Below are 14,998 nucleotides of genomic sequence, written 5' to 3'. Positions count from 1 at the left end.
TGGTTTAGAGCACGGCGGGCAGCAGCCGCGTCAGATGACGCGCCGCCAGAAGCGCAATGGCGTTTTCGATATCCGGGGCGAAGAAACGATCCTCGGTGTAATGGGTCACCCGTTCGCGCAGCAGGTGCCGCGCCTCTTCCAGCAGAGGGCTACTGGTCAGGCCTTCGCGCATATCCAGCCCCTGTACGGAAGCCAGCCACTCAACGGCCAGCACGCCGCGGGTATTTTCCGCCATCGCCCACAGGCGACGCCCGGCGGCTGGCGCCATGGAAACGTGGTCCTCCTGGTTGGCGGAGGTCGGCAGACTGTCCACGCTGTGCGGATGCGACAGCGCTTTGTTCTCGCTGGCCAGCGCCGCCGCCGTCACCTGGGCAATCATAAAGCCGGAGTTGACGCCGCCGTTTTTCACGAGGAACGGCGGCAGCTGCGACATATGGCTGTCCATCATCAGGGCGATGCGGCGCTCGGAGAGCGAGCCGATCTCGGCAATCGCCAGCGCGATATTATCCGCCGCCATCGCCACCGGTTCGGCGTGGAAGTTACCGCCGGAAATCACGTCATTCTCGCTGGCAAATACCAGCGGGTTGTCGGATACCGCGTTGGCTTCCACCAGCAGCACCTCCGCCGCCTGGCGAAGCTGGGTCAGGCAGGCCCCCATCACCTGCGGCTGACAGCGCAGAGAATACGGGTCCTGCACCTTGGTGCAGTTATGGTGCGACTGGGAAATAGCGCTGTCGTCGGTCAGCAGATGGCGATAGAGCGCCGCGGCGTCAATCTGCCCGCGCTGGCCGCGCGCTTCATGAATGCGCGGGTCAAACGGCCGGCGCGACCCGAGCGCCGCCTCGGTGGTTAACGCCCCGCAGACCACCGCGGAAGAGAATAGATCTTCGGCTTCGAACAGGCCGCGCAGGGCAAACGCCGTCGAGGCCTGGGTGCCGTTGAGCAGCGCCAACCCCTCTTTCGCCGCCAGAGTAATCGGCTCAAGCCCCGCCTGACGCAGCGCTTCCGTCGCCGGCAGCCACTCCCCGCCGCGCACCCGCGCTTTCCCTTCGCCAAGCAGGGTTAAGGACATATGCGCCAGCGGCGCGAGATCGCCGGACGCGCCGACCGATCCCTTCGCTGGGATCCACGGCGTCACGCCCGCGTTGACCAGGCCAATCAGCGCCTGGATCACGCTCAGGCGAATCCCGGAAAAACCGCGCGACAGGCTGTTAATTTTCAGCACCATAATCAGACGCGCGAGGTCGTCATCCAGCGGATCGCCTACTCCCGCCGCGTGCGACAGCACCAGCGAGCGCTGCAGGTTTTCCAGGTCTTCGGTAGAGATGCGGGTTTGCGCCAGCAGGCCAAAACCGGTGTTGATGCCGTAGGCGGTGCGGCCTTCCGCCAGAATGGCGTTAACGCAGGCGACGCTGTCATCAATCGCCGCGAACGCGCTTTCGTCGAGGGCGAGCTTTAGTGGCTGACTGTAGACGTCGCGCAGCTGCGACAGGCTGAGTTGACCCGGAATCAGTGTTAAAGCGTTCATTTAGCGTGCCCCTGCGTTGCTGCCACCATCGGAAGATTCAAACCTTGTTCTGTCGCGCACTCAATCGCGATATCGTAACCCGCATCGGCATGGCGCATCACGCCGGTCGCCGGATCGTTGTGCAGCACCCGGGCGATACGCGCCGCCGCTTCATCGGTACCGTCGCAGACGATAACCATGCCGGAGTGCTGCGAAAAGCCCATCCCTACCCCGCCGCCGTGGTGCAGCGACACCCAGGTCGCGCCGCTGGCGGTGTTAAGCAAAGCGTTGAGCAGCGGCCAGTCGGAAACGGCGTCGGAACCATCGCGCATCGCTTCCGTTTCGCGGTTCGGGCTGGCGACGGAGCCGGAGTCAAGGTGGTCGCGGCCAATGACAATAGGCGCGGAGAGTTCGCCGCTGCGCACCATTTCGTTAAACGCCAGCCCCAGCTTCTGCCGCCACTCGAGGCCTACCCAGCAGATACGCGCCGGTAGTCCCTGGAAGCTGATACGCTCGCGCGCCATATCCAGCCAGTGGTGCAGGTGCTTATCGTCTTTAACAATCTCTTTCACTTTAGCGTCGGTTTTATAGATGTCCTGCGGGTCGCCGGACAGGGCCACCCAGCGGAACGGGCCGATGCCGCGGCAGAACAGCGGGCGGATATAGGCGGGTACAAAACCGGGGAAAGCAAACGCGTTGTCAACGCCCATCTCCTGGGCCATCTGGCGAATGTTATTCCCGTAGTCAAACGTCGGCACGCCCATGTCGTGGAAAGCCAGCATCGCCTGAACGTGGTCAGCCATTGAGCGCTTCGCCGCCAGGATAGTGCCCTGCGGGTCCGACTCGGCTTTAGCCTGGTACTCTTCCCAGCTCCAGCCTTTCGGCAAATAGCCGTGCAGCGGGTCGTGGGCGCTGGTCTGATCGGTCACCATATCCGGGCGCACGCCGCGCTTGACCATTTCCGGCACGATGTCGGCCGCGTTGCCGCACAGGGCGATTGAGATCGCCCGGCCTTCGGCGGTGTATTTTTTGATGCGCGCCAGAGCGTCATCCAGCGACGTCGCCTGTTCGTCAACGTAGCGGGTACGCAGGCGGAAATCGATACGGCTCTGCTGGCATTCAATATTCAGCGAGCAGGCGCCCGCTAAGGTCGCGGCCAGCGGCTGCGCGCCGCCCATGCCGCCCAGACCTGCTGTTAATACCCAGCGCCCCTTCAGGCTGCCCTGGTAGTGCTGGCGCCCGGCTTCAACGAAGGTTTCATAGGTGCCCTGCACGATGCCCTGGCTGCCGATATAGATCCAGCTGCCGGCGGTCATCTGACCGTACATCGCCAGCCCTTTAGCATCCAGTTCGTTAAAGTGTTCCCAGGTTGCCCAGTGCGGCACCAGGTTGGAGTTGGCGATCAGCACCCGCGGCGAATTTTCATGGGTTTTGAATACGCCCACCGGCTTACCGGACTGCACCAGCAGGGTTTCGTCGCTCTCCAGGTTTTTCAGCGCCTTCACGATGGCGTCGTAGCATTCCCAGTTGCGCGCCGCGCGCCCGATACCGCCGTACACCACCAGCTCATGCGGGTTTTCGGCGACATCCGAATCGAGGTTATTCATGAGCATACGCAGCGGAGCTTCGGTCAGCCAGCTCTTCGCATTTAGCGTCGTGCCACGCGGTGCACGGACGTCCTGCTGGCGGTATTTGCTTTGCGACATCGGGGTTTTCTCCTGACAATTAACGTTGTGTACGTAGATACATATACTTGTCTATACAAGCATGCGCAAGCCAGGATTTAACACAAATGATACATTTTTGTTATATTGCGTCAGCAATCACGTTTTGCCGACGCGCAGGAAGATCAGGAAGCAAAATGGCCCTGCAGACGGTAGCGGCTGCCGGGGAAAAGCAGACGCGCGTGGGAGACGATATGGGTAGTGGACCAGGTGCGGCGGCGGATCAGCAAACAGGGGTCGTGCGCGTGAATGTGCAACAGCGCGCACTCCTCAGCCGTTGCCTGCACCGCCTCGACAATATGCTCCCCTTCGGTCAGCGGGGCGATGAGCGACAGGTAGTCGTGGGGCGTGGTGGCGGTATAGTCCTGACGCAGATAGTCCGGCACCACGGCGGCGTTGACGCAGCGGTCCTCAATCTGTACCGGGACGTCGTTTTCAAAATGCACCATTAGCGAATGGAAAATCCGCGTACCGGCGGCCACGTTCAGCGCCGCGGCCTGAATCAGGTCGGCCTGCGTTTCCTCCAGCAGCAATACTTCACAGCGGTGCTGATGATGACGAGAGGCAATTTCTTCGGCGATGCTGCGCACTTCAAACAGCGCCGACTGCCCTTTCGGCTCTGCGACAAACGTCCCTACCCCCTGTAATCGCACCAGCAGGCCTTCATCAGTCAGTTCGCGCAGCGCCCGATTGATGGTCATCCGGCTAAAGCCAAACTGCGCCACCAGTTCCGCCTCCGAAGGAATGCGATCGTGCGGACGCCAGACGCCGCTGTGGATCTTTTCGCTGATAGCCTGTTTCACCTTTTCATAGAAAGGCGCAGGCGCGGAACGAGGTTGCGATGAGAACATGGCCGGGCTTCCTTGTGCGAATGGGCGCGAAACGTCCAGAATATACTGAATCGCTACTGCCACCAATGGGCGATTTGCCACGCCAGACGCGCTGCCGCGCGGGCTCCCTGGCTATCAATATCGTACTGCGGGTTAAACTCCACCAGATCCACCGCCTGGAGCTTACCGCTGCGGCACAGCGGCTCGACGATGCGCAGCAGCGTGGCCAACGGGATGCCGAGCGCGGCAGGCGCGGAGACGGCGGGCATTTCGCGCGCGGGCAGCACGTCGAGATCGATAGTCAGATACAGGCGATCGTAGCGGGCGATATTACGCGCGAGTTCCGGGATCGCTCGCGCTTCGAAAGCGTTAAGCACATCGAGATCTTCGATAATCGTCACCCCGCGGCGGGCGGCCTCGTCCAGCAGCGCCTGGGTATTGGCGGCGCGGCTCACGCCGATGCAGGCGTAATGAAAAGCGCGCCGCTGCGCTTCGCAGGCCAGCGCCAGCTGACGGAATGGCGTACCGGAGCTGGCCCGGTCGGCGATACGTAAATCCAGATGCGCGTCAAGATTAATAATGCCGACCTCCTCCCCGGGAAACGCGTCCAGAACCCCGGCGCCGTGGCCGAAGGCCGTCTCATGACCGCCGCCGAGGACCAGCGTACGCTTGCCCGCGCGTTGGCAGGCGGTTACCGCTTCGCGCAGCGCCTGCTGCGCTGCCTCCAGCGCGTCGTCCGCCACATAGATAGTCCCCATATCCACGCAGCGGTCATGTCCGTCATGGCTGGCCATATTGGCCAGCGCCCGGCGCAGGGTTTCCGGCCCCCTTTCAGCGCCGGTGCGCCCTTTATTGCGCCGAACCCCTTCATCACAGGCGAATCCCAGCAGGGCAATGTCGCCAGCCAGCATCTCCGGCTCAAAACGCTCGGCCCGGACGATAGTCTGAAACAGGCGCAGCGCGTTGGCCGCCTCCGCGCTGTCGTCGCGTCCCTGCCAAAGCGCGGCGGGGGTAGGTTGCCATAGCTTCATACGATTTCTCCACGAACGACGCGCTGCCAGAGCGGACTGCGCCCGGGCTCATAAACCATCTCCACCGGATGCTCCGCATCCCAGATAGCGAAATCGGCAACAAAGCCCGGCGCCAGCTGGCCGTGGCTCGCCTGGCGGCCCAGCGCCTGCGCCGCATGACGCGTCACGCCTGCCCACGCCTCCTCCGGCGTTAAGCCAAATTTCACGCAGGCCATATTCATCGCCAGATGCAGACTGGCAAAGGGGCTGGTGCCGGGATTGTAGTCCGTCGCCACCGCCATCGGGACCTGATATTCACGCAGCAGTTCAACCGGCGGCCTGCGGGTTTCGTTAAGGAAATAGAACGCGCCGGGCAGGAGCACCGCCACGGTACCGCTGCGGCTCATCGCCGCCACGCCTTCCGGCGTCAGGTATTCGATATGGTCGGCGGAAAGACCGTGATAGCGGCTCACTAATTCGGCGCCGCCCAGCGAAGAGAGCTGCTCGACGTGTCCTTTTACCGGAATACCCAATGCCTGGGCCGTGCTGTAAATCCGTTCCGTTTGCGTCGGGCTAAAGCCAACGTTTTCGCAGAAGGCATCGACGCTTTCAAATAGCCCCTCTTCCCACAGCGTGGGTAGAATGGTTTCACACACCAGATTGATATAGCCGTCCGGGTCGCCTTTATATTCCGGCGGCGTGGCGTGGGCGGAGAGCAGCGTTGGCGAAACCTCGACGGCATGCGTCGCGGCAAGCTGCTGTACGACCCGCAGCATTTTGCGCTCGTTTGCGAGATCCAGCCCGTAGCCGGATTTAATCTCGAGCGTAGTGACGCCTTCGCGCAGCAGACGAGCCAGCCGCTGCCGGGCCAGCGCCAGCAGTTCGGCTTCGCTGCTATCGCGGGTGGCGCGCACGGTCGCGTTAATGCCGCCGCCGTTGGCGCTAATGGTCTGGTAGGAGACGCCGTTGAGGCGCTGCTCCCACTCCTGCGCCCGGCTGCCGCCGAAGACCAGGTGCGTATGGCAATCAATCAGCCCCGGCGTAAGCAGTCTGCCGCCGAGGTCAATACTCTGCCCTGCGGGCGCCTCGCCTTCTGGCACAATCGCTTCGATACGTCCGTTGCGTACCAGCAGCGCATGATGATCCAGCAGCCCGTAAGGCTGAGAGGAACGGGGATCGAGTGTGGCAAGGCGGGCGTTTCGCCAGATTACGCGTTCGGAAAGGGTGTGTGTCATAGCCGTCAACTTGTCATGGGTTGTATAGACATTTATTTTGATCCCGCGCGAAATGTCAACCCGACAGCGGCGAATGTTATTTATTTGTGATCAAAAGCGATCCATTCCAGCCGCTCGCTATGTAAAGGAAACAACTTTTTTGCGCTACATCTTCCCGTTTCGTTTAAGTTGGTATAAAACAGCAGGCTTTAAAGGACTTATCCTCTTAATTTATTCTTGCCCGGAGCAATATGAACACATATTCCGTTTCCCGCCTGGCGCTGGCGCTGGCCTTTGGCGTGACGTTGTCCGCCTGTAGTTCGACGCCTGCCGATCAACAGCCCTCAACGCAGACTGCGCCGGGCACGGCCTCTCGTCCTGTTTTAACCGCCGATGAGGCGAAGAACTTTTTACCGGCGAGCTATTTCCAGTCTCTCGATCCGAACGCCGCTGCGTGGACGCCGTCCGCCATCAGCCTCCCGGCGCAGCCGGATTTTGTCGTTGGGCCTGCGGGTACCCAGGGGGTAACCCACACCACCATTCAGGCCGCGGTGGATGCAGCGATTACCCGCCATTCTAATCGTCGCCAGTTTATCGCCATTATGCCGGGCGAATATGCCGGCACCGTCTACGTGCCGGCGGCACCCGGCGCGCTGACCCTGTACGGCACCGGCGAGAAGCCGATTGACGTAAAAATTAGCGCCGCAATTGATTCAGAAATGGATCCGGTCTCCTGGCGTCATCAGGTTAATCCGGGCGGTAAATATATGCCGGGTAAACCGGCCTGGTATATGTACGACAGCTGCCAGAACAAACGTACCGCCACCATTGGTGTGATGTGCTCAGCGGTTTTCTGGTCGCAGAACAACGATCTCCAGCTGCAGAACCTGACTATCGCCAACAACCTCGGCGACAGCGTAGACGCGGGCACCCATCAGGCCGTGGCGCTGCGTAGCGATGGCGATCGGGTGCAGATTAACAACGTGAACATCCTTGGCCGCCAGAACACCTTTTTCGTGACCAACAGCGGCGTACAAAACCGCCTGCAGGATAACCGTCAGACCCGTACGCTGGTCAGTAACAGCTATATAGAAGGCGACGTCGACATCGTTTCCGGCCGTGGGGCGGTGGTGTTCGATAATACCGACTTCCGCGTGGTCAACTCACGCACCCAGAAAGAGGGTTACGTTTTTGCTCCGGCGACCCTTAAGAGCGTGACCTACGGCTTCCTCGCGGTGAACAGCCGCTTTACCGCTTCCGGCGATAACGTCGCGCAGCTGGGCCGTTCTCTGGACGTTGACGGCAACACCAACGGCCAGGTCGTGATTCGCGATAGCGTCATTAATGAAGGCTTTAATGTTGCCAAACCGTGGGCTGATGCCGTCGCTTCTAACCGTCCGTTTAGCGGCAACACCGGTACCGCGGATGCCAAAGGCAACCCGCAGCGTAACCTGAACGACGCGAACTTCAACCGCATGTGGGAATACAACAACCGCGGCGTGGGAAGCGTTGTCGTCGCAGAGCCGAAGCAGTAACGCTCAAACCGAAAGGGGGAGCCCTTCCCCCTTTGTCTTTCTGCTTTACCCTCTCCCTTCTCCATCGCCCTCACCCGCGCGCCATCATCGACACGACCGCCCGTTCGCCGCAGAACGCCGCTATGTACAAGTTTTTCACATTATCTTTACAAATAATAACTAATAAAAACAATGCTTTATTATGAGGTGTTAAAAAAACAAACTAAATGTACAAAATTAATTCGTAAAAATTGTACATCCTGAAAATCGTGACTATAGTTATTACGTAAGTTTTAAATCCTGCATTACAGCATTCTTATGATTTAAAAAAATGCGCACCATTTCCTTTGAGATGGTGAAGAACCGTATCGCAAAGATGATGGCTATCCACATCTTTGTTTGGTGATTTATTGCCTAATATGACTCGAGATATACCATGCAGACTAAAAACACCATTCCCGCAGAGTTTATTGCAAACTCGGCTTTGCTGAAAAATATCGAACATATGGTGCAGGCCCAGACGCAGAGTGAAGCCGTCAGCCACGATCGTTTAATCGTTGAGGTGCAGCGTCGCCTGAATATCGAGAAAAATGAAATTCTCGCCGACTTATATATCCAAACGCTGCATATGCTACGCGCCAAAAGTCATCACTAAGCGTGATATGTGATTTGTTAAATTAAGCCAGCATTAACATTTCTGCCTCGGAGGACAAATGAACAACGACAAGCAAGGTCACTTTTTTAATCATTACGATCTTTGGATTAACAATAACCTTCTTCGTCAAGGATTACAGCTGGTACTGGATTCGTTATCACCAGGCTGTTTTCATGGAAAATATGTCTTTTTCACCAGCGATAACTATTATGCGGTGCTCAATCATCATTATGATCGCAAAAGAGTTCGTTTTGTCCTGCTCACCGATGGCAATGATTTAAACTTTCTGAGCGAGCTGCCGATGTACAGAATTCCTGCGCGCGCCACGCCGGCTGAGATAAAATCTTTTATTCTCCGCCCTACCTTGTTCGGTAAGAAGCCTGACAGGGAATCAGAAAATATTATTTTTACTAGTCGTGAAAAAGAAGTGATTCGTCTGATGAACGATGGCGAAGCGATGGTAAATATAGGGAAGTCGCTGAATTTACATATTAAAACAATTTATCAAATTCGCCTGACCTTAATTAAAAAACTTGGCTGCTCGGGCCGGACAGATTTTTTTAATATTAGCCGCAGCGAAACATTTAAAGCCTGGACCCAGCGCAATTTCTGACAGTTTACCGAACGGCCAACCTGGTCACGCATCGGGAAGACAAGCGGCGGAATAACATCTCTAAAAATGTTCCGCTGCTAACCCCCTCTCTCGCTTACTCTCCGTGAAACTCGATAGTGTAGCCCTGGCTTTGCCAGTGGCTCAGTAATTCTGCCTGCAAAGGGGTCAGCGCGCGGCCAGTCCAGACAAAAATATGCTGTCCGGGGAATAATTCCGGGCGGGGAGAGTCAAGCGGCTCTGCCAGCACGTTGACGTGCCAGGCGCGCTGCGATAAACGCCACGCTTCCAGCCACAACCGGGTACGATCTTCGTTTCCCCAGCCAACCAGCAGGGTCTCTTTACCCACCTTTTTGCGCGACTCCGCAAGAATAAGCGCCACGCAATCAATCAGGATACCGTCCAGCATACTGATGATGGCCAGGGAGGTGTTCTGATCGAGATTGAGCTTGCTGCGCACCGGGACAAAAAGCCGGTCAATAAGTTTATCTACGGGATATTCATGGCTGAGAGACATGATGCGGGTACGTAATTTCGCGGGCTGTACAAGTCGCAGAAGAGACATCATCTCTTCCTGGAGCAGAACGGCTGCGTCGTGCGATTCAGGCTGCTGGCCTTCCAGTAGCGCCTTTACCTTGCCAACCGAAACCCCCCGATCGATCCAGCGTTTGATTTCCTCAATGCGCTGAACGTCCTCCTCGTCAAACTGGCGGTGCCCTCCCTCGCTTCTCTGCGGCTTGAGCAAACCATATCTCCGCTGCCATGCACGCAAAGTCACGGGGTTGATTCCGCAACGTTCGGCAACTTCACCGATGCTGTAATATGCCATTAGCGCCCTCTAACCTGAAAATACTTTCCCGACTAAATTAACTAATTTAGCCAGGTTGTACAATTAACTTTTCTTGTACAGTTAAAATAAACAGGTCGGACGCCAATGTACAGGTCAAAAAAGAATAATTATTTTACCGTTCACTACGTTTTTTTACGTAAACATGCACTCCACCGCAGAAAAAATTTAAAGAAGCTCCCACGCTGTTTTTTTCTCAGGCCATGCTACCGCGGGAATTCCCCCCAGACACGGTCTGGCAAATAAATTACCCTGGAAATGGATAATGCCCGCAGACTCCAGCCACATCCACTCCTCCGGCTGCTCAACGCCCACCGCTGAAATGGCGATTTCCAGCGAATTACAGCATTTAATAATGGCCTGCACGATGGCCTGTTTTGGGCCGTGCTTATGGATATCTTTGACCAATTGGCGATTAATCTTAATGCGGTCCGGCTGAAACTGGGCCAGCAGCAAAAGCCCGGCAAATCCGGCGCCAAAGTGATCGATCGCCACGCGAATTCCCGCGGACTTGAGCTTTCGTACGGAATCGGTGAATTCATCAACGCGGGAAATGGCTTCACTCTCGGTGAATTCCACGATAATTTGTTCTGGAATCAAACCATTGGATTCAATTTCCGCCAGCAGAAATTCGACAGCCCCGGGAATATTAACCAACGTCATCGGTAGCAGGTTAATCGACAGAGTGCGTCCACGCAGGCGCAGACGTCCCGCCATAGCAAAGGCAATACGCTTGCTGAGGAGGTCCGTCGAGTACATTTCCTCTCGCGACAGCCCATCAAAATAGACCGCCGGCGATTCGCCGGAAGGGGTACGCAGCAGCGCTTCCACGGAGACGATCTCTTTCGCAAACGGGTCGATAACCGGCTGGAACGCGAAACTGCATTCGGCCCGCGCCAGCGGCGTATCAGGATACGAGGCTTCCCCTTCCGTCACAAAATCCCAGCTTTCGGCCGCTGGAATCTCGTAATAGTTCTCCTTTTCCGTTGCTTCCACGAAGGTACGGAAAAAATGGAGCGCTCTGTCGTCATAGGTGAGTTGATATTTCGTGGTCCCTTTATCCAGCACAACCTGCAGCACTTCATCGCGGTCATACTCTCGTAAATCAAAGAGTTCCATACCTATTTTGCCAAAGCGCCGCGTCGGACCATGATCCCTGAGTAGTTCAACAAGATTATGGTGCCGCGGGTCTGTGCAGATACGGCGATAAATTCCCTCGACCTTCTCTTCAGGCCCTTCTAATAATTGAAAAAAATGGGTGCCGTTAAAAAGCAAAATACCCGACACCTCTTCCTGGCCATTTTTTACATTTGCTTCAGCAACCATGCTGTCAAGCGATTTAATTGACACGTTGTCGCAGATATGGCTGCGATAAATGATGGTAGTGAGCATGAAATTTCCGACAGAAGAGATAAAAACTAATGAGATATTACAGTAGCAGTTCCACCGCAATAAGTCCTGTAAAACAGCCGGTCTTATTAACAAATAATTTACATTAACCAACTCATTTCACTGCGATTCTTGCCTGCCTGTACACCTGTACACCTGTACAAGCCGTACATCTTATGCTGACGATACCCTTACGACAACAAAGATTAAAATGCATTTAAAATCAATAAGTTATAAAAAATATTAAAAAACTTAACATATTTTTTTCATTTTTTATGTACAAGTTGACGATCATTGTATAACTTTAATCGCAAGTTTACTGATGATTGAACTGACAGGAGCACATATGCAGCAGAACGGTTACATTCCTGACACGGCTAACGCTATTGCCCACTACTTCAATAAAGCGTCACTGCCTTCGCAGCAGGAAACATTAGGGCAGATTGTTATGGATATCCTTAATGAAGGACGGAACCTCAATCGCAAATCTCTGTGTACAAAACTGCTGGGTCGCCTTGAAGTCGCTTCTGGGTCTGAAGAAGAAATGCATTATCAAACGCTGATCGGCCTCCTGTTTGAGAACCAGCAATAAAAGTTCCGCCGGCTATCTGGTGATTTAAGTCGTTACTGAATGAGGAAATATAAGGGATGGGCCAGAATCTGACACGGATTACCGGCTTGCGACTAAATTCCCAGTCATGGAGATGACGATGATCAGAGATACAGTTATGAATAGCGATGATTTTGATCCATTAACAGATTTACTGATTGGAGAAGCGGTCTTATCCCTACTTAAAAGTAAGGGGCCTATAAGTCAACAGGCGCTGATCGGTAAACTCCAGGCTATGCAGGCGGGAGAAATGGATTCAAAGCGGCGGAACGCCCTGGGGCGTATTATCGATGAAATCAGTAACAGGGTAGCTCGCCGTAGTAAGAAAATAACTCTGGGTACTTCAGGCGCTAAAAATAATTGGGCTGAACTAAATGCTTTATTAGGTTCTCCCCCGCGGCCTGGTACAAATAAAATCCACTGACCCTTCGCGGTCAATCTTTTAACTAACACAGTAGAGAATATGATGAGACAGACTATGCATCAGCAACCGGATATTTACGCAGGCCTGAACGATAACGCACTCTCTGAATATTTCCGCAACGCAGGCGACAGGCTGATCGATGAATCCGCGGTCATGTCGCTGGCTATCAGCAGTATTCTTGAGTCTGAAGGACATCTCAGCAACAAGGCGATTATTCTGTGGTTAATTACCGCTCTCGAGACCACCCGCGACGTGGTAACCGCGGACGTCATCCGCAAAACTCTGGAAATCGTCGTCAGCTATACCATGGATGATATCTAATTTATTAACCGCTCCGCATTAAACAGGGAAGTCGCATATCGCGAACCGAGGGATTATTTTATTACCAAAGCGGTGGGTATATGTTAAATCCCCGCGCGGTGTCATTTTTTTAAAACTCGCCCCCGACATCAGATCAATTATCTGAACGGGGCGAGTTTTAAATCAAGATAAGTATGCTAACCCGGCACTCAACGTTATTCATCCCGAGGAAAAGACCGCCGATATCACTGCGCTACAGCACTCCGGCCAGGCGGCGAACGCCGTCGAGCAGCACCTCTGGCGGATGGTTGGCAAAACCGAATAAAACCCCCTCGCGCGACATCGGCCGCTGGCAATATCGCTCAAAACTCTGCACGCCTAAACCGATCTGGCGCGCCTTAGCGACGACCTCTTTTGCCTTTAGACCATCCGCTAACCAGCAGACGATATGCACTCCCGAATCCGTTGGATGCACCCGCATGCGCCCGGCAAAATAGCGCTCAATCGACGCCTCCAGCGCGCTTTTTCGCTCAAAACAGGCTTTACGGATACGACGAACATGGCTGGCATAGTGTCCCTCGCGGATAAAACGCGCCAGAACAGCCTGTTCCAGATATCCGCTACAGAGATCGGTGTAATATTTCGTCATGGCGAACTGTTCGCGCAAATGCTCAGGGACCACTAAAAAACCCAGACGAAACTCGGGGTACATCATCTTAGAAAAGGTACCGGAATAGATGACCCGCTGATGTTTATCCAACCCTTGCAACGCCTGTAAAGAGCGGGCGGCATAGCGGAATTCGCTGTTGTAATCATCTTCAAATATCCAGGCCCGATTGGCTTGCGCCCATTCCAGCAAAGCAAGCCTTCTTGGCAGGCTAAGCGTTCCACTGAGCGGGAACTGATGCGACGGCGCGGTATAGACCAGCTTAGCTTGCGGGTAATGACGTATTCCATCCTGAATATCCATGCCTTCACCGTCAACGCGAACGGGCCGGACCACCGCTCCCCGGGCGGCGAATGCGCCGCGCGCGCCATTATAGCCGGGATCGTCGAGCCAGACTTCATCGCCCTTTTCCAGTAAAACCTGAGCGGTAATGGCCAGCGCCTGTTGAATACCATTGACAATAATAACCCGATCTTCATGGCAATTTACGCCGCGCGTCGCCTGAATATAGTGGCTAATCGCCTGTCGTAAAGGTAGATATCCATAAGCCGTGGCGTGCGCCCCCAGTTCGCGGCGCGATTGCCGCCAGACGCGCCCCAGCAGCCGCCCCCATAACGCATGCGGGAAGAGATCGGTACAGCCGATACCGACGGCAAAAACCTGACGCATTTCACCGCTCTCTTCCCTCTCGGACCATGATGGCAGCAATGCGGCAACGTCAGGATTAAGCGGCCCTGCGGCGGCTATTGCCGTTTCCGGCTGTGGCGACGATTCATACTCGCTAATGACGCTATCCGGAATATGTTCGCAGACAAAGGTGCCCGCGCCCTTACGCGTCACCAGATACCCCTCATCCATCAGGCGGTCAAAACCAGAGATAACCGAATTCCTGGAGATCGCCATCATCTCTGCCAACGCCCGGCTGGAGGGAATTTTTGAACCCGCCGTTAAGCGCCCATCCAGAATCGCGTTACGCAGGGCGTGATACACCTGATCTTTGATAACGCCGCGCGGGAGCAACAGTTCCTGAAACAGCGGTGCAATAGGTTTTGGCATAGAGGCAATGGCGATCGTTAAGCTAAAAGTGGACCCTATAAATATACATAAAGTGTCACTTTTTAGGAACCAGAAGAGCGCCTACCATAGCGGCAGGTAAAGACCATCCCGGTTTATAAAAGTAAGGAACCGCCATGAATAGCCAAAATAGCGACGTTAATCACGGGCAAATCACCCTCCTCCCCGCAGCTGATAGCGACTTTGCCCAATGGCTGCCGCTGTGGAAAAGCTACCAGACGTTTTATCGCGTCGACATTCCGGAGGAGGTGACGCGCCTGACCTGGAGTCGGTTTTTAAATCCGGTCGAACCGATGTTTTGCGCCGTGGCAAAACGTGAGGGAAAGATAGTAGGATTCGTTCATTATCTCTTCCACCGCTCCACCTGGGCCGAAAGCGACTATTGCTATCTGGAAGATTTATTCGTTGATCCGGACGTCCGGGGTCAGCATATCGGTAAACAACTGATTGAGTACGTTCAACGGCAGGCGCGGAAACGCCATTCGGCCAGCCTGTACTGGCATACGCATGAGACCAACCTTCGGGGCCAGCGTCTGTATAACTGGGTCGCGGAAAAAAGCGGCATGATTGAGTATCGTATGCGGGTGAAGTAGCCCTTTCGTCAGGCGTAAAAAAACCTCGCC

General features: G+C 55.3%; 15 protein-coding genes. 7 read left to right on the top strand and 8 right to left on the bottom strand.

Going from position 1 to position 14,998, the window contains the following annotated elements; translation table 11 throughout:
* Positions 1–4: 4 nt before the first annotated feature.
* The 5 genes from hutH to hutI all read right to left on the bottom strand — a co-directional run bounded on the left by hutH (position 5) and on the right by hutI (position 6,306).
* Complete coding sequence (gene hutH, locus KOSB73_RS11440; protein ID WP_082237408.1) at positions 5–1,528, bottom strand: histidine ammonia-lyase; 1,524 nt, start codon at positions 1,526–1,528, stop codon at positions 5–7.
* Positions 1,525–3,213: a urocanate hydratase gene (gene hutU / locus KOSB73_RS31145; RefSeq protein WP_098140515.1), complete on the bottom strand. Its 1,689-nt coding sequence runs from the start codon at positions 3,211–3,213 to the stop codon at positions 1,525–1,527. The genes hutH and hutU overlap by 4 nt, the downstream gene beginning before the upstream one ends.
* Positions 3,214–3,356: 143 nt before the next feature.
* Complete coding sequence (locus tag KOSB73_RS11430; RefSeq protein ID WP_004134948.1) at positions 3,357–4,082, bottom strand: histidine utilization repressor; 726 nt, start codon at positions 4,080–4,082, stop codon at positions 3,357–3,359.
* A gap of 53 nt (positions 4,083–4,135) precedes the next feature.
* Positions 4,136–5,092 carry a formimidoylglutamase gene (gene hutG / locus KOSB73_RS11425; protein ID WP_064342373.1) on the bottom strand — a complete coding sequence of 319 codons (957 nt, stop codon included), beginning with the start codon at positions 5,090–5,092 and terminating at the stop codon, positions 4,136–4,138.
* On the bottom strand, positions 5,089–6,306 hold the full coding sequence (gene hutI, locus KOSB73_RS11420) for an imidazolonepropionase (RefSeq protein ID WP_004134958.1): 1,218 nt from the start codon (positions 6,304–6,306) through the stop codon (positions 5,089–5,091). The genes hutG and hutI overlap by 4 nt, the downstream gene beginning before the upstream one ends.
* 230 nt (positions 6,307–6,536) lie before the next feature.
* On the opposite strand from hutI, the gene KOSB73_RS11415 reads away from it, so the two are divergent.
* The 3 genes from KOSB73_RS11415 to KOSB73_RS11405 all read left to right on the top strand — a co-directional run bounded on the left by KOSB73_RS11415 (position 6,537) and on the right by KOSB73_RS11405 (position 9,067).
* Complete coding sequence (locus KOSB73_RS11415) at positions 6,537–7,820, top strand: putative acyl-CoA thioester hydrolase (protein ID WP_004134959.1); 1,284 nt, start codon at positions 6,537–6,539, stop codon at positions 7,818–7,820.
* A 415-nt stretch (positions 7,821–8,235) separates the two neighbouring features.
* Positions 8,236–8,454 (top strand): hypothetical protein, encoded by a 219-nt coding sequence (locus tag KOSB73_RS11410; protein WP_004134960.1) that lies wholly within the window; start codon positions 8,236–8,238, stop codon positions 8,452–8,454.
* 58 nt (positions 8,455–8,512) lie between these two features.
* A complete protein-coding gene (locus KOSB73_RS11405; protein ID WP_004134961.1) occupies positions 8,513–9,067 on the top strand; it encodes a LuxR C-terminal-related transcriptional regulator in 555 nt (184 codons plus the stop codon).
* A 94-nt stretch (positions 9,068–9,161) separates the two neighbouring features.
* Here KOSB73_RS11405 and KOSB73_RS11400 read toward each other — a convergent pair whose 3' ends face one another.
* Together KOSB73_RS11400 and KOSB73_RS11395 are read right to left on the bottom strand one after the other, a co-directional pair.
* Positions 9,162–9,893 (bottom strand): MerR family transcriptional regulator, encoded by a 732-nt coding sequence (locus KOSB73_RS11400; RefSeq protein WP_004134962.1) that lies wholly within the window; start codon positions 9,891–9,893, stop codon positions 9,162–9,164.
* Between the two features lie 186 nt (positions 9,894–10,079).
* Positions 10,080–11,303: a diguanylate phosphodiesterase gene (locus tag KOSB73_RS11395; RefSeq protein WP_024360154.1), complete on the bottom strand. Its 1,224-nt coding sequence runs from the start codon at positions 11,301–11,303 to the stop codon at positions 10,080–10,082.
* Between the two features lie 343 nt (positions 11,304–11,646).
* Here KOSB73_RS11395 and ycgZ point away from each other — a divergent pair, with 343 nt between their 5' ends.
* From ycgZ to KOSB73_RS11380, 3 genes are all read left to right on the top strand, one after another.
* Positions 11,647–11,892 (top strand): regulatory protein YcgZ, encoded by a 246-nt coding sequence (ycgZ, locus tag KOSB73_RS11390; protein ID WP_004134967.1) that lies wholly within the window; start codon positions 11,647–11,649, stop codon positions 11,890–11,892.
* Between the two features lie 118 nt (positions 11,893–12,010).
* Complete coding sequence (locus tag KOSB73_RS11385) at positions 12,011–12,334, top strand: hypothetical protein (protein ID WP_029669930.1); 324 nt, start codon at positions 12,011–12,013, stop codon at positions 12,332–12,334.
* Positions 12,335–12,388: 54 nt separating this feature from the next.
* Complete coding sequence (locus KOSB73_RS11380) at positions 12,389–12,655, top strand: biofilm development regulator YmgB/AriR family protein (protein ID WP_004134971.1); 267 nt, start codon at positions 12,389–12,391, stop codon at positions 12,653–12,655.
* 232 nt (positions 12,656–12,887) lie between these two features.
* Here the strand turns inward: KOSB73_RS11380 and pdxR are convergent, their stop codons facing one another.
* On the bottom strand, positions 12,888–14,357 hold the full coding sequence (gene pdxR, locus KOSB73_RS11375) for a MocR-like pyridoxine biosynthesis transcription factor PdxR (RefSeq protein ID WP_082237414.1): 1,470 nt from the start codon (positions 14,355–14,357) through the stop codon (positions 12,888–12,890).
* A 134-nt stretch (positions 14,358–14,491) separates the two neighbouring features.
* Between pdxR and KOSB73_RS11370 the strand changes: the two genes are divergently transcribed.
* Positions 14,492–14,968 (top strand): GNAT family N-acetyltransferase, encoded by a 477-nt coding sequence (locus tag KOSB73_RS11370; protein ID WP_049130877.1) that lies wholly within the window; start codon positions 14,492–14,494, stop codon positions 14,966–14,968.
* Positions 14,969–14,998 lie beyond the last annotated feature (30 nt).

This window comes from Klebsiella grimontii (genome assembly GCF_900200035.1).
GTDB lineage: Bacteria > Pseudomonadota > Gammaproteobacteria > Enterobacterales > Enterobacteriaceae > Klebsiella > Klebsiella grimontii.
This window is presented reverse-complemented; position numbering and strand designations above follow the sequence as displayed.